General features: G+C 71.5%; 21 protein-coding genes. 11 read left to right on the plus strand and 10 right to left on the minus strand.

Annotated features, from left to right (window positions below; all coding sequences use genetic code 11):
• Positions 1-42 precede the first annotated feature (42 nt).
• Together QSK26_RS18480 and QSK26_RS18485 are read right to left on the minus strand one after the other, a co-directional pair.
• Positions 43-756, minus strand: coding sequence for a DUF5941 domain-containing protein (locus tag QSK26_RS18480; RefSeq protein WP_285776406.1), 714 nt, complete (start codon positions 754-756; stop codon positions 43-45).
• A complete protein-coding gene (locus tag QSK26_RS18485) occupies positions 753-2,318 on the minus strand; it encodes a CDP-alcohol phosphatidyltransferase family protein (protein WP_285776407.1) in 1,566 nt (521 codons plus the stop codon). The genes QSK26_RS18480 and QSK26_RS18485 overlap by 4 nt, the downstream gene beginning before the upstream one ends.
• 156 nt (positions 2,319-2,474) lie before the next feature.
• On the opposite strand from QSK26_RS18485, the gene recO reads away from it, so the two are divergent.
• Together recO and QSK26_RS18495 are read left to right on the plus strand one after the other, a co-directional pair.
• Entirely contained in the window at positions 2,475-3,203 is a 729-nt protein-coding gene (gene recO / locus QSK26_RS18490) for a DNA repair protein RecO (protein WP_285776408.1), read from the plus strand.
• 22 nt (positions 3,204-3,225) lie between these two features.
• Positions 3,226-4,002, plus strand: a complete 777-nt coding sequence (locus QSK26_RS18495; RefSeq protein WP_285776409.1) for an isoprenyl transferase — start codon at positions 3,226-3,228, stop codon at positions 4,000-4,002.
• A gap of 11 nt (positions 4,003-4,013) precedes the next feature.
• Here the strand turns inward: QSK26_RS18495 and QSK26_RS18500 are convergent, their stop codons facing one another.
• The 7 genes from QSK26_RS18500 to QSK26_RS18530 form a co-directional block, all read right to left on the minus strand.
• Positions 4,014-4,427, minus strand: a complete 414-nt coding sequence (locus QSK26_RS18500; RefSeq protein ID WP_285776410.1) for a hypothetical protein — start codon at positions 4,425-4,427, stop codon at positions 4,014-4,016.
• A gap of 110 nt (positions 4,428-4,537) precedes the next feature.
• Entirely contained in the window at positions 4,538-5,086 is a 549-nt protein-coding gene (locus QSK26_RS18505; RefSeq protein WP_285776411.1) for a CGNR zinc finger domain-containing protein, read from the minus strand.
• A gap of 107 nt (positions 5,087-5,193) precedes the next feature.
• Positions 5,194-5,583, minus strand: a complete 390-nt coding sequence (locus QSK26_RS18510; RefSeq protein ID WP_285776412.1) for a Fur family transcriptional regulator — start codon at positions 5,581-5,583, stop codon at positions 5,194-5,196.
• Positions 5,580-6,413, minus strand: coding sequence for a metal ABC transporter permease (locus QSK26_RS18515; protein WP_285776413.1), 834 nt, complete (start codon positions 6,411-6,413; stop codon positions 5,580-5,582). The genes QSK26_RS18510 and QSK26_RS18515 overlap by 4 nt, the downstream gene beginning before the upstream one ends.
• A 43-nt stretch (positions 6,414-6,456) precedes the next feature.
• Entirely contained in the window at positions 6,457-7,227 is a 771-nt protein-coding gene (locus tag QSK26_RS18520; RefSeq protein WP_285776515.1) for a metal ABC transporter ATP-binding protein, read from the minus strand.
• 110 nt (positions 7,228-7,337) lie between these two features.
• Positions 7,338-8,282, minus strand: a complete 945-nt coding sequence (locus QSK26_RS18525) for a metal ABC transporter substrate-binding protein (protein WP_285776414.1) — start codon at positions 8,280-8,282, stop codon at positions 7,338-7,340.
• 159 nt (positions 8,283-8,441) lie between these two features.
• Positions 8,442-8,867 carry a DUF6703 family protein gene (locus tag QSK26_RS18530; protein ID WP_285776415.1) on the minus strand — a complete coding sequence of 142 codons (426 nt, stop codon included), beginning with the start codon at positions 8,865-8,867 and terminating at the stop codon, positions 8,442-8,444.
• Between the two features lie 124 nt (positions 8,868-8,991).
• Here QSK26_RS18530 and QSK26_RS18535 point away from each other — a divergent pair, with 124 nt between their 5' ends.
• The 3 genes from QSK26_RS18535 to QSK26_RS18545 all read left to right on the plus strand — a co-directional run bounded on the left by QSK26_RS18535 (position 8,992) and on the right by QSK26_RS18545 (position 11,531).
• Positions 8,992-9,273, plus strand: coding sequence for an antibiotic biosynthesis monooxygenase family protein (locus QSK26_RS18535; protein ID WP_285776416.1), 282 nt, complete (start codon positions 8,992-8,994; stop codon positions 9,271-9,273).
• Between the two features lie 91 nt (positions 9,274-9,364).
• The gene (locus tag QSK26_RS18540) at positions 9,365-10,750 is read left to right on the plus strand and encodes a glycine--tRNA ligase (RefSeq protein ID WP_285776417.1); all 1,386 of its coding nucleotides are present in this window, start codon (positions 9,365-9,367) and stop codon (positions 10,748-10,750) included.
• Between the two features lie 208 nt (positions 10,751-10,958).
• On the plus strand, positions 10,959-11,531 hold the full coding sequence (locus tag QSK26_RS18545; protein WP_285776418.1) for an NmrA family NAD(P)-binding protein: 573 nt from the start codon (positions 10,959-10,961) through the stop codon (positions 11,529-11,531).
• Between the two features lie 130 nt (positions 11,532-11,661).
• On the opposite strand, the gene QSK26_RS18550 is transcribed toward QSK26_RS18545, so the two are convergent.
• Positions 11,662-12,291 (minus strand): hypothetical protein, encoded by a 630-nt coding sequence (locus tag QSK26_RS18550; RefSeq protein WP_285776419.1) that lies wholly within the window; start codon positions 12,289-12,291, stop codon positions 11,662-11,664.
• 665 nt (positions 12,292-12,956) lie between these two features.
• Here QSK26_RS18550 and QSK26_RS18555 point away from each other — a divergent pair.
• From QSK26_RS18555 to QSK26_RS18580, 6 genes are all read left to right on the plus strand, one after another.
• Positions 12,957-13,130 carry a hypothetical protein gene (locus QSK26_RS18555; RefSeq protein ID WP_285776420.1) on the plus strand — a complete coding sequence of 58 codons (174 nt, stop codon included), beginning with the start codon at positions 12,957-12,959 and terminating at the stop codon, positions 13,128-13,130.
• Entirely contained in the window at positions 13,097-14,152 is a 1,056-nt protein-coding gene (locus QSK26_RS18560; protein ID WP_502888720.1) for an AAA family ATPase, read from the plus strand. The genes QSK26_RS18555 and QSK26_RS18560 overlap by 34 nt, the downstream gene beginning before the upstream one ends.
• The gene (locus QSK26_RS18565) at positions 14,152-15,315 is read left to right on the plus strand and encodes a DUF58 domain-containing protein (protein ID WP_352244344.1); all 1,164 of its coding nucleotides are present in this window, start codon (positions 14,152-14,154) and stop codon (positions 15,313-15,315) included. Before QSK26_RS18560 ends, QSK26_RS18565 begins: the two co-directional genes overlap by 1 nt.
• A complete protein-coding gene (locus tag QSK26_RS18570; protein WP_285776422.1) occupies positions 15,312-16,259 on the plus strand; it encodes a VWA domain-containing protein in 948 nt (315 codons plus the stop codon). Before QSK26_RS18565 ends, QSK26_RS18570 begins: the two co-directional genes overlap by 4 nt.
• Before the next feature lie 90 nt (positions 16,260-16,349).
• Positions 16,350-17,219, plus strand: coding sequence for a S1C family serine protease (locus QSK26_RS18575; protein WP_285776423.1), 870 nt, complete (start codon positions 16,350-16,352; stop codon positions 17,217-17,219).
• A 33-nt stretch (positions 17,220-17,252) separates the two neighbouring features.
• Complete coding sequence (locus QSK26_RS18580; RefSeq protein ID WP_285776424.1) at positions 17,253-17,924, plus strand: response regulator transcription factor; 672 nt, start codon at positions 17,253-17,255, stop codon at positions 17,922-17,924.
• Positions 17,925-17,926 lie beyond the last annotated feature (2 nt).

Raw genomic sequence — 17,926 nt, forward strand, 5'->3', positions numbered from 1 at the left:
AGGGGGCCGCGTGGAAACGCGACCCCCCGGCGACGATCCGGGTCAGGGCGTGTCCGCCTCGCCGGTCGCCTGCTCCTGGGCCTCCTCGGGCGACTGCTCCAGGTCGTCGGACGCCTCGGTGAGCGCGCTCGCCCTGTCCAGGCGCACCCAGCTCGTCACGCTCTCCACCGCGAACAGCACACCCAGGTACAGCGTGAGCGCGGCGACCACCCAGGTGGCCAGGCCGAGCGCCGCGCCGGCGCCGATGAGCAGCAGGCGCAGCTCCCAGCCGAGGCCGGCCATGAACACCCAGCTCGGCGGCCAGATCTTCTGCCTGGTCCGGTAGACCGTGTCGTAGGTGTGGTAGCCCACCACGTAGAGCAGCACGAACGTCAGCCACTTGGGCACGTCGTCGGTGGCGCACACCAGCAGGACGACGAGGAACTCGGTGCCCCTGATCAGCGGCGGCACCAGCCAGTCGAACCGGCCGAGATGGTCGCGGGCCGCGGTCGGGATCACCAGGACCATCATCACCAGCACCGGGGCGAGCGCGATCGGCCCCGGGCCGAGCACGCCGGCGACGCCGATGCCGGCGATCGCCGCGAGGGCCAGCAGGGTGGCCGGGACGGCGGGCAGCCCGGGGCCCATCCGGCCGCGCAGCGCGGCGACCAGCGGGCCGTCGTCGCGATAGGCGAGCAGGCGCGCGGTCTGTACGCGGCGGCGCTCCTCGTCCGGGTCGAGGACGGGCTCTGCGGTGGTCTGCGGGTGGGTGATCATGCGAGCGACCTCATGAGACGTCCGGTCAGGGTGTAGGCGAAGGCGATCGAGCCCCAGATGACGAGCGTGAGGAAGGTCACGCGCGGCTCGAAGAAGGCCGACGTGATCGCGATGGCGGCGAAACGCTCGCCGATCGGGAACACGATCATCTTGCGGGCCCAGTGCACGAGGCGGATCCGGCCCAGCTTGCTCCACATCTTGAGCAGGCCGCGGACCCCGGTCCTGCGGGCCACCCGGCGCTGCTCCAGCGCCGAGCGCAGCTCGGTGTCCGGGCTGATGGTGAGGGACAGCGTGGGCAGCGGGGAGGGCGGCTTGCGCCGGTTGGCCGCGCCGAAGGAGAAGTCGAGCAGGTGCCGCACCGACTGCACGGCCAGCGCGATGAGCGCCAGCGTCCAGACGTCGCCCTGGCCGGCCACCGCCGCGCCGACGGCGAGACCGAAGAAGACGACATACTCCTTGAACCGGTCGAAGGTGGCGTCCAGCCAGGCGCCGAGCACGCCGAACTTGCGCGCGTACCGCGCCACCTGGCCGTCCACGCAGTCGAACACGAAGGCGAAGTAGATCAGCACGGCGCCGGCGACCGCGCCGGTCCGGGTGCCGGTGGCGAAGCAGGCGGCGGCGGCCACGCCCAGGAAGATCGAGATCAGCGTGACCTGGTTGGGCGTCAGCCCGCGCCGGGCGGCCCAGCGGGCGATGAACCGGGAGTAGGTGCTGACGAAGTACGTGGTGAAGAAGCCGTCGGCGCCCTTGACCGCGTTGTTGAGCCTGGCCCGGTCCTCGTTGAACTCCGCCATCGCCACCTGGGCCTCGTCGGCCTCCTCCTGGGTGCGGATCCGGCGGTAGAACAGGTCGCGCCGGCCGCGGATGCCGACCGAGACGCCCCGGCGCACCAGGCACAGGACGAGGAGTTGGACGAGGTCGTCCTCCGGGCCGAGCAGGTGGGCCATGCCGGCCAGCTCGCGGGCCGCCTCGGCCAGCGTCGGCGCGTGCTTGTGGTGCAGGTGCAGCGGGCCGAGCAGGACGGCGTTGGGGCGGGTGATCGCGTGGAAGGCCGACCCGACCGAGACGACGCGCGACTTGCCGACGCGCGCCCGGACCGGCAGGCCCTCGAAGACGTGGTCGCCGATCTCCGGCTGTGCCTCGCCGATCGGCACGTGATCCTCTTCGGCGCTCCGCTCGGCGCTCTCGTCCTGGAGCTTGGGCTCCTTGGCGACGAGGGCCAGCGCTCCGCGCTTCGACTTGGTGATCTGGTAGATCAGCTCGTCGTGGACGAGGGAGTCGGCCGGGAGGATGAGGAGGCTCTCCGTGGTGCCCTCGATCGCGTCGGCCAGGGCGTTCAGGTCGCCGGCGAGGTCGGCGGTCTCGACGAGTGTGCCGGGATATCCGCGGTAGTCGGGCGCGTCCTCGGCGCGGGCGATCGTCGTCGGCCGCGGATCGAGCGAGGCGAGCTGGCCGTGCAGCCGGCCGGTGACCGTGGGAGAACCGGGAAGAGCCGCCAGCAGCGGACGGCCGGAGGGGGAGTTCGGGCCGGGGGATGCCCCCAGCAGGACCACGCGGGTCATGACAGCCTTTCAGGCAATGCGGCGGTATATCACTTAGGTCTGGAGGAGGTCGCCAGGGGCCAAAGTCTAGTGACCTTATGGTCAAGAGAATCCACTCGCACTTCACCTGTGATTCATCCGCGATCCGCTACTTCGGGCCGCTTCTAGACTGGACGGGTGAGTCTCTACCGCGATGAGGGTGTCGTCCTGCGCACACAGAAGCTCGGGGAGGCCGATCGCATCGTGACCATCCTCACCAAGCGCACCGGCAAGGTGCGGGGGGTCGCGAAGGGGGTCCGCCGCACGACCTCGCGGTTCGGGGCCAGGCTGGAGCCGTTCACCCACGTCGACCTGCAACTGCACACCGGGCGCACGCTCGATGTGATCACCCAGGCCGAGACGCTCCGGCCGTACGGCGAGGGGCTCGCGGCCGACTATCCGCGCTACACCGCGGGCAGCGCGATGCTGGAGACCGCCGACCGGCTGACCATGGGCGAGAAGGAGCCCGCGCTGCGGCAGTTCCTGCTGCTGATCGGCGGGCTGCGCACCCTGGTCGAGCAGGAGCACGAGGCGCGGCTCGTCCTCGACGCCTACTTCCTGCGCTCCCTGGCCGTGGCGGGTTACGCCCCGGCCCTGGAGAGCTGCGCCCGCTGCTCGGCCCCGGCGGTGCGGGCGTTCGCCATCGTGGCCGGCGGGATGGTCTGCGGGACCTGCCGCCCGGCCGGCGCCGCCGTGCCCTCCGCCGAGACCATCGTGCTCATGACCGCGCTGCTGCGCGGCGACTGGCCGACGGCGGACGCCTCGGAGGCCCGGTACCGGACGGAGTGCAGCGGCCTGGTGGCGGCATATCTGCAATGGCACCTCGAACACGGAATACGCTCTCTCAGGCATGTCGAACGTGTCTGACCGTTTGCGAAGGAGCCGAGAGGTGAACGTCCGCCAACCCGCCCCCCACCCGTCCGGGGCCACCCCGCCCCCGATCCCGGCCGACCTCGTGCCCAGGCACGTGGCTATCGTGATGGACGGCAACGGCCGGTGGGCCAAGTCCCGCAACCTGCCCAGGACCGAGGGCCACAAGGCCGGTGAGGCCTCGCTTTTCGACGTCATCGGAGGTGCGATCGAGCTGGGCATCCCCTACCTGTCGGCCTACGCGTTCTCCACCGAGAACTGGAAGCGCTCGCCCGACGAGGTGCGCTTCCTCATGGGCTTCAACCGCGAGGTGATCCGCCGCCGCCGCGACGAGCTCAACGCGATGGGCGTGCGGGTCCGCTGGGCCGGCCGTCCGGGCAGGCTGTGGAAGAGCGTGATCAAGGAGCTGCAGGACGCCGAGGAGATGACCCGCGACAACCGCGTCCTCACCCTGCAGTTCTGTGTCAACTACGGCGGGCGCGCCGAGATCATCGACGCGGCCGTGCGGCTGGCGGAGGAGATCGCGGCCGGGCGCGTCAAGCCGGACAAGGTGAGCGAGAAGGTGTTCCGCCGCTATCTCGACGAGCCGGACATCCCGGATGTCGACCTGTTCCTGCGGTCCTCCGGCGAGCAGCGCACCTCCAACTTCATGCTGTGGCAGGCGGCCTACGCGGAGATGGTCTTCCTCAACCGGCTGTGGCCCGACTTCGACCGCCGTGACCTGTGGGAGGCGTGCGAGATCTTCGCCAAGCGCGACCGCAGGTACGGCGGCGCGGTGCCGAACGAGGTCCACTGACCCCCGGCGGGTCAGTGGATCGTCCTCGTCGCGAACTCGAAGATCTCCAGGCCCATGAGCAGGACCAGCGCCGTCGCGAGCGCCGCGTAGACCGGGAAGAAGACGCCGTGCCGCCGGGCGTCCCGCGTGGCCCTCGCGGTGCCCTGCTCCAGCGGGAACCGGGCGGCGGTCACCGGCAGGGACAGCAACTCGGCGTGTCGTCGCAGGTAGCCGGAGGGGAAGGACTTCACGCCGATGTCGCCGCACCGGGGGCAGAGCACCCCGGACCACGGCGGCTGGACCGGCACGCCGGACCGGTACCACATGGTCACGTCGTTGCCGTGCCCGTCGGAGCGCCGATGGACCTCGTAGTCGTCCTCCCACACGAACCAGCAGTGCTGACAGCCAAAGGGCCACTTCTCTTGAGTGCTGAACCCTTCGCGCACGGGATCACCCCCTGCGATGAATGCGTTCCCTCAGTCTCCGCCCGTAATTCCCCAGATCACAAGGCTAAAAGGCGCAAAAAGGTAGATATACGGCACAGGGCGGGAAAAGCTCAGGCGCGCCTGCGGGCCCGGTAGGCGGCCACGTGCATACGGTTCCCGCAGGTACGGCTGTCGCAGTAGACCCGCGACCGGTTGCGCGACTCGTCCACGAAGACCCGGTCGCAGTGCGGGGCCGTACAGGTGCGCAGCCGCTCCCAGCCGCCCTCCACCAGCAGGTGGGCCAGCGCGATCCCGCCGTCCGCGGCGAAGTGGTCGGCGACCGACGCGCCGGGGGCGAAGTAGTGCACATGCAGCGGATGGCCGTCGTGCTCGGCCAGCCGGGGCGTCATCCGGGTCTCGCCGAGCAGCCTGTTGAGCCGGCTCACGGCGGTCGCCAGGTCGGGGGCGGCGAACACGAGGTGGAAGGACTCGCGCAGGGCGTGCATCTGGGCGAGGTCCTCGGCGGTGAGCGTCCCGATCCCGCTCACCTGGCATTCCCGGACGAACTCCGTGAGCTGCTCCAGATCAGCCAGTCCTTCTTCCCCGCCCGCGGCCGGGGAGGTGTTGATGAGGTTCACCAGGGTGCTGAGCGAGTACAGCATGTCATGACTGAATGGCATGTTGACTCCTGTCGGGACCGGTTCCAGTGTCGTGAAGCGTATATCCGCCGGACACCGTACGGGGTCATCCCGCACGGTGTGGGCGCAGCTTCCGCCGGAGAAACCGGTCAGCCGGCGCGCAACGCGGCCACGCAGGACGAGCAGGTGCCGAAGACCTCGACGGTGTGCGTGATGTCGCTGAAGCCGTTTTCCCTGCCGATGGTCTCCGCCCAGCGCTCGACCGCGGGACCGGCCACCTCGACGGTCCGCCCGCAGCGGCGGCAGACCAGGTGATGGTGGTGGTCGCCGCTGGCGCACGCCCGGTAGACGGCCTCCCCGTCGTCGGTGCGGAGCACGTCGACCTTGCCGTTGTCGGCGAGCGCCTGAAGGGCACGGTAGACCGTGGTCAGGCCGATCTTGGCGCCGTCTGACCGCATCTCGGCGTAAATGTCCTGCGCACTGCGGAAACCATCGCTGTGGCGGAGGATGTCGTGTACGGCATCTCTGCGGTTGCTCATCGAGTGGACTCCCGGTTTCGGCTTCGCCGTATGAATGTACCGAGACCGAGGGCCACCGCGAACCCCGCGAGAGCGAGCAGGACGATCGCCGCCCCGGGCGCGACGTCCACGTACATGGTGTAGCCGAGGCCGCCGACCGTCGCGACCACTCCGAAGATCATCGCGATCCCGAGCGTGGCGCGGAACCCCCGGGTCAGCTGCTGGCTCGCCGCGACCGGCACCACCATGAGCGCGCTGACCAGGAGCAGGCCCACCACCCGCATCGCGACCACGACCGTCAGCGCCGCGGTGACCGCGATCAGCATGCTCAGGAAGCGCACCGGCAGGCCGCTCGCCCTGGCCACCTCCTCGTCCTGGCACAGCACGAACAGCTCCCGGCCGAAGACGAGCACCACCGTGAGCACCGCCACGGTCAGCCCGCCGATGACCCACAGGTCCTGCGGGGTGACGCTGCTGATCGAGCCGAACAGGTAGGACATCAGCGTGGCGTTGCTGCCACCGGCCGACAGCCCGATGAGCAGCACGCCGCCCGCGATGCCGCCGTAGAACAGCAGGGCGAGCGCCACGTCGCCACCGGTCCTGCCACGGGCGCGGACCAGCTCGATGGCCACCGCGCCGAGCGCCGCGACCACGATCGCGGTGAGCACCGGCTCGGTGTTGGTGAGGAAGCCGAGCGCCACGCCGGTGAGCGCGATGTGCCCGATGCCGTCGCCGAGCAGGGACAGCCGCCGCTGCACGATGAAGGTGCCGACCGCGGGGGCGGTCAGCCCGACCAGCAGCGCGGCGATCAGCGCCCGCTGGATGATCGAGGACTGCAGGAGATCGAACACGGTCACGTCCTGGACGGGTGGGTCTCGGGGAAGGGGGCCGCGCTCACGCCTGCCCCCCGGTGGAGGGGTAGACCTCGCACGGCAGCGGGCCCTCCCCGGCGGCGGCGGCGTGCGGGTGCACGTGGTCGTGGCCGGGCAGGGCGTGCGCGCCCACCGCGGGCGGCGGCGCCCCGTCGTGCACGACCACGCCGTCCCGCAGCACGACGGCCCGCCTGACCAGCGACTCCAGCGGGCCCAGCTCGTGCGCGACCAGGAGCACCGTACTGCCGGCCGCGACCAGCGTGGTCAGCGTCCCGGCCAGCAGCCGCTGGCTCTCGGCGTCGACGCCGGCGGTCGGCTCGTCCATGACGAAGGTGTCCGGCTCGCCGGCGAGGGCGCGGGCGATCAGCACCCGCTGCTGCTGCCCGCCGGACAGCTCGTGCACCGAGTCACCCGCCCGGTCGGCGAGCCCCACCGTGGCCAGCGCCCGCGCCACCGCGTCCCGGTCGGCCGCGCTCGTCGGGCGCAGCCGGCGCTGCCTGGCGATCCTGCCCGACGCCACGACCTCGCGGATCGTGGAGGGCACGCCGCCGCCCACCGACAGCCGCTGCGGGACATAGCCGATCCGCCACCACTCCCGGAACCGGGCGGGCTGCCTGCCGTACAGCTCGGTGCCGCCGCCGGTGAGCGGGATCAGGCCGAGCAGCGCGCGGACCAGCGTGGACTTGCCCGAGCCGTTCGCGCCGAGGACGGCCACGACCTCGCCGGCCGAGACGGACAGGTCGATCCCGCGCAGCACGGAACGGCCCTCCAGCTCCACCCGGCCGCCGGTCATGGCGAAGACCGTCTCCCGGCCCGCCGGGTCCTGCCCGGCCTGCGCGGTCCTCAGAACGCCGATCGGCGGCTCGGGAGTCTCCCGGCCGCCTGATCCGCGAAGCGCGAAGCTCATGTACATCCCAATGCGGTGCGGAGGGTGGCGAGGTTCTGACGCATGGCCGACACGTAGTCGCCCGTCGCCGGCTTGCTCTCGAGCGGGTCGAGAACCGCCGTCTTGGCGCCCACCTCCTGGGCGAGGACCTCGGCGACCTTCGGGCTGACGAGGGCCTCGGTGAAAATCGTAGTCATCTTCTCGGCTTTGGCCACTTCGGCCACCTCGGCCAGCCGGGCGGGGGAGGGCTCGGCGTCCGGGTCGATGCCGCTGATGCCGATCTGCTTGAGCCCGTAGCGCCCGGCCAGGTAGCCGAAGGCGGTGTGGCTGGTCACGATCGAGTGCCGGGCGCAGGTGGTGAGGCCCTGCTTCATCTCGGCGTCCAGCGCGGTGAGATCCCGCACGGCGGCGGCGGCCCGCTCCCGGTAGCCGGCGGCGTGCGCGGGATCGACGGTCGCGAGCCGCTCGCCCAGCTTCGTCGTCATCGTGGCCAGCCGGCTCGGGTCCAGCCACAGGTGCGGGTCGTAGCTCACCTCGTGCTCGTGCGCGTGCGCCCCGCCCTCCTCCTCTTCCTCCTGCGCTCCGGTGCTGGCCGCGGACAGCGTCTGCACGGCGGCGGCGGCGTCGAAGCCCTGGTCCGCGGCGTTCTGCTCCACGGCGTCGTCCACCGCGGGCTGCACGCCCCTGAGGTAGACGATCAGGTCGGCGTCGGCGACGCCGGCGACCTGGCGCGGCGTGAGCTCCAGGTCGTGCGGCTCGACGCCGGGCTTGGTCAGCACGGTCACCGCGACGTCGGGGCCGCCGACCTTCTCGCTGATCCACTGCAACGGATAGAACGCGGCCAGCACGCCGGGTCTGCCGCTCTCGCCCGCGGCGGCCGAGCCCTGGTCGCCGGCGCCGCAGGCGGCGGTCACGGCCATCAACGCGACGCCGGCGAACAGCCCGGTAGCCCGCTTACGCACAAAGGAACTTTCACGCTTCACGTCTACCAGTATGGACAAAATGAAAACCGTTGTCAAAATCGGACAGCAAAGCCCGCAGGGCAAGGGATCGTGGCGTGTCGGACGACGGGCGCCCGGGGGGTGTTAGGGGGAACCAGGAGGGTTACGGGGAGAAGGACCTTAGAAGGCGCCGAAACGGTCGGCGGCCACCAGGATGAGGAAGGTGAGCAGCGCCACCCGCAGCAGCCTGCCCCCGGCGCCCAGCGACGGCCACGACATGTAGGCCAGCCAGCCGACGAACGCGATCACCGGCAGCACCGCGACCGCGCCCGCCCAGTACGGCACCGCGAAGCCGATGAGCAGCAGCACCACCATGACCACCGGCAGGATCCAGCGCGGCAGCCCGAACAGGAAGACCAGCGGGGCCGCGCTGCGCAGCTCGACCGCCTTGCGCAGCCCGGTGGCGCCGGGCGTGAAGAACTGCTCGCCCGCCGGGAGTGGCCGTCGCCCCGGCCCGCCGGCCGGCCGCTTCGGGGTCGGCTTGTCCTTGGCGAGCGGGTGCGAGGGCACCCGCCGCGCCGAGCGGGGATCACGCTGTTCGGCCACAGGCCGAGCCTAACCCGGCGAGCCCTCCGGTGGCACGGGCGGCGCCCGCCCGTGTCGCGTTCCGGGCGTGTCGCGTTCCGGGCCTGGCGCGGCCCGGCCGGCGGGGGTCTGACATGCTGGGCGGATGCTTGCGATCATCCGTTACTCGGTGCCGGAGGGGCGTACCGGGGAGTTCCTGGCCGAGGCCAGCGCGATCCTCGACACGCTCGCGGCGCAACCCGGCTATCTGCGCGGGCAGGTGGGCAGGTCGGTGGACGAGCCCGAACTGTGGGCGCTGGTCAGTGAATGGGAAGGAGCGGGTTTCTACCGTCGTGCCCTTTCGGCGGCGCGAATGGTGATGTATCCGCTGATGACGCTGATGGTCAACGAGCCCAGCGCGTTCGAGGGGGTTTATTCACCGGCCTGAGCAACAGGACGGCTTCGCGGCCCGGTGGAGTCCCCTAAGCTGGGGAGTCATCAAATACTCGCCGACCTCCAGCCGGACGGAGCCTTTCCCTATGGCACGTCGATCCGACGTCATGGACACCATCGTCAGCCTCGCCAAGCGCCGCGGGCTCGTTTACCCGTCGAGCGAGATCTACGGGGGTCTGCGGGCGTCGTGGGACTACGGTCCCCTCGGTGTCGAGCTCAAGAACAACGTCAAGCGGCAGTGGTGGAAGGCCATGGTCCAGGCCCGCGAAGACGTGGTGGGTCTCGACTCGTGCGTGATCCTCGCCCCCGAGGTCTGGGAGGCCAGCGGCCACGTCGAGACCTTCACCGACCCGCTCACCGAGTGCCAGTCGTGCCACAAGCGCTTCCGTGCCGACCACCTCATCGAGGCCTACGAGGAGAAGCACGACAAGCCCCCGGCGGGCGGCCTTTCCGACATCACCTGCCCCAACTGCGGCAACAAGGGCGCCTTCACCGAGCCGCGGCAGTTCAGCGGCCTGCTGAAGACCTACCTCGGCCCGGTCGAGGACGCGTCGGGCCTCGCCTACCTGCGCCCGGAGACCGCCCAGGGCATCTTCATCAACTACCTCAACGTGCAGCAGTCGGCGCGCAGGAAGATCCCGTTCGGCATCGGCCAGATCGGCAAGTCGTTCCGCAACGAGATCACGCCGGGCAACTTCATCTTCCGCACCCGCGAGTTCGAGCAGATGGAGATGGAGTTCTTCGTCAAGCCGGGCACCGACGAGGAGTGGCACCAGCACTGGATCGACGAGCGCTACGCCTGGTATCTCGACCTCGGTATCAACCGGGACAACCTTCGCCTCTACGAGCACCCGCAGGAGAAGCTGTCCCACTACTCCAAGCGGACCGTCGACATCGAATACCGCTTCGGCTTCACCGGCAGCGAGTGGGGTGAGCTCGAAGGCGTGGCCAACCGCACCGACTTCGACCTGACCGCGCACAGCAAGGCGTCGGGCACCGACCTGACCTTCTTCGAGCAGGACAGCGGCGAGCGTTACGTGCCCTACGTGATCGAGCCCGCGGCCGGCGTGGACCGGTGCACGCTGACCTTCCTCCTCGACGCCTACAGCGAGGACGAGGCGCCCAACGCCAAGGGCGTCATGGAGAAGCGCACGGTCATGCGGCTCGACCACCGGCTGGCCCCGGTCAAGGTGGCGGTCCTCCCGCTGTCCCGCAACGCCGACCTGTCGCCCAAGGCCCGCGACCTCGCCGCCCTCCTGCGCCGCAGGTGGAACGTCGAGTTCGACGACGCCGGCGCGATCGGCCGCCGCTACCGCCGCCAGGACGAGATCGGCACGCCGTTCTGCATCACGGTCGACTTCGACACGCTCGACGACCAGGCCGTGACGATCCGCGAGCGCGACACGATGGGCCAGGAGCGCATCGGGATCGACCAGGTCGAGTCCTACCTGCGCCAGCACCTCAACGACTGATGGCGTAACGGACGCGATCCGACCGGCAAGCACGTGGGGGCGCCACCGATCACATCGGCGGCGCCCCCAGACGTCACGGGCATACATTCAAGGCCACCTTACCGACAGGCACACCGGCAGTCGGGCGGGCTTCTTGACCTCAAGTGCGGTTGAGTTTCTAGGGTCGTCAGCAATTCACTCCTGACAGACGATCTTAGGAAGCTCAACTATGACGACATTGGTGACGGGTGCCACCGGGAACACCGGCCGGCACGTTGTGGCAGAGCTGGTCCGCCGCGGAGAGCGCGTTCGGGCACTGACGCGGAATCCCGCTGCGGCCGCGGGACGGTTTCCAGCCGAGGTGGAGCTGGTGGCCGGCACGCAGTCGATTCGAGCCGAAGGGGTGGTCCGAGAGCCGTACGACTTTCCCAGTGCGCTGGTGCACGAGGCCGACATCGCGGCCGTGGCGGCCGTTGCACTGCTCGATGACGGCCATGCGGGGCGTTCCTACAACCTCACCGGGCCCGAATCGCTGACCCCGCGTGAGCGGATCGCGATCCTGTCCCGGGCTGTCCGCCGTGACATCGCCTTCGAGCCGATCACGCGCGAACAGGCGGTCCACAGGCTGATGGCCACCGGAGTGTCCCGGGCGGACGCCGAGTATGTCGTCGGCTGGTATGCCGCGCCCAGCGATTCCTCCACGACCGTGGACGAGACGGTCGAACGGGTGACCGGCCGTCCGGCGCGTACGTTCACACAGTGGGTGGACGAGCACGCGGAGCGCTTTCAAAGCCAGGGATGATCTCTGTCGGCGACCGATCACCGTGTTGCGACGACACCTAGAAAGCGCCACCACCGGTCACAGGCCGTTCCGATGTTCCGGGGCCGGTGGTCCTGCGGTGCCGCTCCTGCGTGCCCGGGCCGGTCCGCGCTCAGTGGCCGATGGGGTGGGAGAGCTTGGCGTTGTCGGTCACGTGCACGCCGAGGCACAGCACCTTCCTGTCCGCGGGCCAGCTGTCCCCGGGCGGCGTGACGTACATGAAGGTGACGTCGGGCAGCGGGGCGATCCGGCCGCGCACCCGGCGCTCGCAGCCGTCCTCGGCGAGCCGGTTCACCGCGGCGGGGCCCGGCCAGTCGCCGTGGGGCAGCTCGAAGGCGGACAGCAGTTGCCCGTCGTGCGGGGCGTCGCAGGGGAGCAGCGTGACGAGTTCGACGACACTGCCGTAGAGGCCGTCCACGCACTGCTCCGGCGCCACGTCGTTGATCGGTACGCCGGAGCCGGGCGCCCGCGTGTGCCACGGCACCGGTACGGCGGACGGCTGCGGGGCGGGCGCGGCGGCCCGGGGGTGCAGCCCGGCTGACAGCTCGATCGCCCCCAGCATGATCGGCGCCAGCAAGACGGCGAGTACGGCCAGCGCCCCGCTCGTCACCAGCATGAGCAGCACCGGCAACCGCCCGTCCGGCCGCCCACCGGCCACCCCGGAACGCGGACCGCCCGGGAAGGCCCGGCCCCCGGCGCGCGGCCCTTCGCGGCGCGACGATCCGGCTCCGGTGGTGGCCACTTCGAGACGCCATGCTCCGGTGCCGGGGTAGGCCGCTTCGTGATGCCACGCGCTGGGGTGCGCCGCCTCGTGATGCCATGTGGTGCGGTGTGGCGTTTCGTGATGCCATGTGGTGCGGTGTGGCGTTTCGTAGTGCTGAACTTCGGTTCCCGGCTGGTGTCGTTTCTCCGGGGGCCGGTGCCAGGGCTCCGTGCCTGCGGCGGCGGGTTGCCGGGGTGGTTCGGGGCGGATCGTTCCAGGGGCGGGGTGGAAGGTGGGCCGCCGTTCCGCGGGGTGGAAGGTGGGCCGCCGGTCCGCGTGCGGCGTCGCCGGCGGGTCGTCCGGGTCCTCTGGGGCTGAAGGCCACGTCACGGTGCTGACGATGCCATCTGCGCGGCCCGCCCGCCAGTCCGTCCGGGCAACGCGCGGCCCGCACCGGCGGGAGCGCGGCCCGTACCGGCGGGCGAGTCGTGACCGGCCGGCCGGTGCCCACCCCGGGTCGGGAGCCGGCCGGTCACGAGCGCGCGGAGTCACCCGCATCCTCCTCGTGTCCGGAACCTAACCCGTACCAGCGAAAGATCACGTAAATCCTCAACTTATCCGGGTTTTCGGGGCTAGTTGGTCATATAGGGGCAGAGCGTGGCCCGATCGGTGGTCACCGAGGATCTACGAGATACGGAGTGGTCATGGCAGCCACAACACGCTGGAGGTCCGTCGCGGGGATCCTGGCCCTGAGCGGCGGTGCCTTCTTCGCGACGGGCAGCGCGGCCTCCGCCGAGCCCGTCCCGGCACAGAACGACGTGGAGCTGCGGCTCGTCGTCGACGAATGCGACAAGACCGCCGGGGCGACCCAGCCGTGACGGAGAGCCTGGGCGCGGGAGCCGAGCCCACGACCGCCCACCCCGCGGAGACCGGTCGCCTGGAACGGGCGCTCTTCGAGGTCAAACGGGTGATCGTCGGCCAGGACCACATGGTGGAACGGCTCCTCGTCGCGGTACTCGCGAAGGGGCACTGCCTGCTCGAAGGCGTCCCCGGCATCGCCAAGACGCTGGCCGCCGAGACGCTCGCCACGGTGGTGGGGGGTACCTTCGCCCGGGTCCAGTTCACCCCCGACCTGGTCCCCGCCGACATCGTCGGCACCCGGATCTACCGGCCCTCGACCGAGAGCTTCGACATCGAACTCGGCCCGGTGATGTCCAACTTCCTGCTCGCCGACGAGATCAACCGGGCCCCGGCCAAGGTCCAGTCGGCGCTGCTGGAGGTGATGGCCGAGCGGAAGGTCAGCATCGGCGGCCAGACGTTCAGGGTGCCCGAGCCGTTCCTCGTGCTGGCCACCCAGAACCCCATCGAGTCCGAAGGCGTCTACCACCTGCCCGAGGCCCAGCGGGACAGGTTCCTCATGAAGATCGACGTCGGCTACCCGACCGAGTCGGAGGAGCTCGCCATCCTCTACCGGATGAGCGTCGATCCGCCGCGCCCGCAGCCGATCCTCGACCCGGCCCGCCTCACCGCGTTGCAGCAGGCGGCCGAGCGGGTCTTCGTCCACCACGCGGTCGCGGAGTACGTCGTCCGGCTGGTCTACGCGACCAGGGAGCCCGAGCGGTTCGGCGTGCCCGAGCTGCGGGGGCAGCTCGCCTTCGGGGCGAGCCCGCGGGCGACGCTCGGCCTGGTGGCCGGGGCGCGGGCGCTGGCCCTGCTGCGGGGACGCGAGTACGTGCTGCCCGACGACGTGCGAATGCTCGCCCCGGACATCCTGGCCCACCGGCTGGTGCTGTCCTTCGACGGGCTGGCCGACGGAGCCCGGCCCAGGGACATCGTGGGCCAGGTGCTCGCGGCGGTGCCCGAGCCGCGGATCGCGCCCCGCGACGAGGCGGTGGCCTGATGCGCCATCTGCTTTCCGAGCGGGCGGTGCGCCGGCTGGAGCTCACCATCCTGCGCCGGCTCGACGGCCTCCTCCAGGGCGACCACCTGGGCCTCGTCCCCGGACCGGGCACAGAACCGGCCGAGGCCAGGCCGTACGAGCCGGGCGACGACGTGCGGCGGATGGACTGGAACGTCACGGCCCGCGCGGCGGAGGCGTACGTCCGCGACGTGATCGCGGACCGTGAGCTGGAGACCTGGGTGCTGCTGGACGCCACGGCCAGCATGGACTTCGGCACCGGCCGGATGGAGAAGCGCGAACTCGCCCTGGCCGCCGTGGCGGCGGTCGGCTTCCTGACCGAGCGGGCGGGCAACCGGATCGGCGCGCACATCCTGCACGGCACCGGCGTGCGCCGGCTGCCCGCGCGTACCGGCCGGCCGCACCTGATGGCGGTGCTGCACGCGATGTTCGCGCTGCCGCGCGCGCAGACGGGCGCGCCGCCCCGGCCGCTCGGCCCGCACGCCGAGCAGCTCGGGCGGACGCTGCGGCGCCGCGGGCTGGTCGTCGTGGTGTCCGACTTCCTGGACGAACCCGCCACCTGGGAACGGGCGCTGCGCCGCCTCGCCGTACGGCACCAGGTCCTCGCCGTCGAGGTGGTGGACCCCCGGGAGCTGGCGCTGCCGGACGTGGGGGTGCTGACGCTCGTCGATCCGGAGACCGGGCGGCGCAGGGAGGTCTCCACGGCCAGTGCCCGGCTCCGCGAGCGGTACGCGGAGGCGGCGGCCGAGCAGCGGGGCGCGATCGAGCTGGCGCTGCGCCGCACCGGCGTGGCCCACCTGCGCCTGCGCACCGACCGCGACTGGGTGCGGGACCTGGTCCGGCACGTGCTCACCCAGCGCCGTCTCGCCCAGGCCGCGGCCCCCCGCCTCCCAGGCGCGAACGCCGCCGCCCCCGTCCCGTCCGCCGCCACGCGCTCCGCATCCGACCCGGTCCCGTCCGGCGCGGCGGGGTCCGCGTTCGACCCGGTCGGCCTAGGCCCTGTCGATGCCGGGCGGTCCGCTTTCGAGCCGGTCGCCTCCGGCCCGTCCGGCGCCGGGCGGGCCGCTTTCGGCTCGGGCGCCTCCGGCCCGGCCGGCGTCGTGCGGGACGGCCGTGGGCCGGGCGGAGGGGGTGACGCGGCGTGACCTTCATCTCGCCCGGGTGGCTGTGGCTTCTCGTTCCCGTCCTCGCGATCGCGGTCGTCTATGTGGTCATGTATCTACGGCGCAGCCGTTACGCCGTGCGGTTCACCAACCTCGACCTGCTGGACAAGGTGGCCCCCAAAGGGCCGGGGTGGCGCAGGCACGTGCCCGCCTCGCTGTTCGGGGTCATGCTCGTGCTGCTCGTCTTCGGATTCGCCCGGCCGCAGACCGAGGTCCAGGTGCCGAGGGAACGGGCGACGATCATGGTCGCGTTCGACGTGTCCGCCTCGATGCGGGCCACCGACGTGGCCCCCGACCGGTTCGCCGCCGCGCAGAGCGCCGCGCGGCGGTTCGTCCAGGGGCTGCCCCCTCGATTCAACCTCGGTCTGGTGCCCTTTTCGTCGTCGGCGACGGTAGCGGTGCAGCCGACCACGGACCGGGCCATGGTGCTGGCCGCGATCGACCGGCTGTCCACCGACTCCGGCACCGCGATCGGCGAGGCGGTGTTCTCCTCGCTGGAGGCCATCCGCACGCTGGACGCCGAGGCCGGCGAGGAACCGCCGCCCGCGCACATCGTGCTGCTGTCCGACGGCTCCAACACCACGGGCAGGGGCCCGCAGGAGGCGGCCGAGGAGGCCACCGCCCGGGGCGTCCCGGTCACCACCATCGCGTACGGCACGCCGGACGGCACCGTCGACCTCAGCGGGCAGATGGTGCCCGTGCCGGTGGACGGGCCGGCGCTCCAGGCGATGGCCGAGTCCACCGGCGGCGGGTTCTACGAGGCCGCCTCCGGCGACGAGCTCCAGGCGGTCTACGACGACATCGGCACATCGGTCGGCTTCCGCACCGAGCAGCAGGAGATCTGGCCGTGGTTCGTCGGCATCGCCCTCATCGGCGCGGTCCTCGCCGCCGGCACCTCGATGCTCTGGTTCTCCCGGATCCCGTGACCGATGCCCCCGACCACCCAGGACGCCGCCGGCCGACCCTGCCCTTCAGTCGGTTCGCCGGCGGGACGCGCCGGCATTGAGGAGATGGTGATGGTGGACCAGATGCGACCCCTCGGCCTGGGCAGGCCGCGTGGGCCCGACTTCCTGCCCGGGTCGGTCAGGCGGCCGGAGGAGCCGTTGCCGCCGCTGCTGCCGTTCCGGGCGCAGCCGCCGCCGTCCGCGCCGGGCAGGGGGCGGCTCCTGCTGACCGCGGCGCTGGTCGCCGCGGTCGTCGGCGGGGGAGCGGGCGTCACGGGGGCGTGGCTGACCGGGACCTCTCAGCCACCCCCCGTGGCGCTGCCCCGCTCGACCGCGGGCCCGGTCAGCGCGCCGGGCGGCCTCGGCTCGATCGCCGCCCAGGTGCTGCCCAGCGTCGTCTCGGTGGAGACGGCGGGCGGGAGCGGCTCCGGCTTCGTGATCGACACGGCCGGGCACATCCTCACCAACGAGCATGTGGTCTCCAGCAGCGTGTGGGTGTCGGTCGTCTTCGACGACGGCCGCAGGGCGTCCGCGCAGGTCATCGGCTCGGACGAGGACAACGACCTGGCGGTGCTCGCGGTGGACCCCGGCCCGGGCCTCGCCCCCGCCGTGCTGGGCCGGTCGGGCGACGTGACAGTGGGCGACCAGGTGCTGGCGATCGGCTCGCCGCTCGGGCTGTCCGGCACGGTGACCGCGGGCATCGTCAGCGCGGTGGACCGGGAGGTGCCGTTCGGCGCGGGCGGCACCCGTACCACGGCGGTGCAGACCGACGCCTCCATCAACCCGGGAAACTCCGGCGGGCCGCTGGTCAACGCGCGCGGCGAGGTGATAGGAGTCAACACGGCCATCCTCGCGCGGCGGGGTGGCGGCTCGACCGGCATCGGCTTCGCGATCCCGATCGATCGCGCCGCGAACGTCGCCGAACGCATCATCCGTGATTAGGTTTCGTACCCATTCGGAAATAGGTTTGAATATATGCGCCTGTTGGTGGTCGAGGACGAAGAAGACCTGGTGGACGCGCTCCGCGTGGGGCTCGTCCGGGCGGGTTACGCCGTCGACGTCGCCTGCGACGTGGCGGGGGCCGAGGAGAAACTCCAGGTCAACTCCTATGACCTGGTGCTACTCGACCTCAACCTGCCCGACGGCGACGGCTTCGAGCTGTGCCGTGCCGTACGGCGGGCGGACGACGGCCAGACGGTGCGGATCATCATGGTGACCGCGCGGGACCGGCTGGACGACCGGGTGCGCGGGCTGGACGAGGGCGCCGACGACTACCTGGTCAAGCCGTTCGCCTTCCCGGAGCTGCTGGCCCGGGTGCGGGCGCTGCTGCGCAGGGACGCCGCGGGCGGCACGGCCGTGCTGGAGGTGGGCGACCTGCGGCTCGACACGGCGCGGGTGGAGGCGTTCCGCGCGGGCCGCCAGCTCGGGCTGACCCCCAAGGAGTTCGGCGTGCTGCACTACCTGATGACCCGTCCCGGGCACGTGGTCTCCACCGAGGAGCTGCTGGAGCACGTCTGGGACGAGCACACCGACCCCTTCACCAACACGGTCCGGGTGACCGTCGGCAACCTGCGCCGCAAGCTGGGCGCGGAGGGGGTCATCGAGACCGTGATCAGCAGGGGATACCGGCTCAAGGAACGGGTGTGACG

This window comes from Microtetraspora sp. NBRC 13810 (assembly GCF_030268685.1).
Taxonomy (GTDB): Bacteria; Actinomycetota; Actinomycetes; order Streptosporangiales; family Streptosporangiaceae; genus BSRQ01.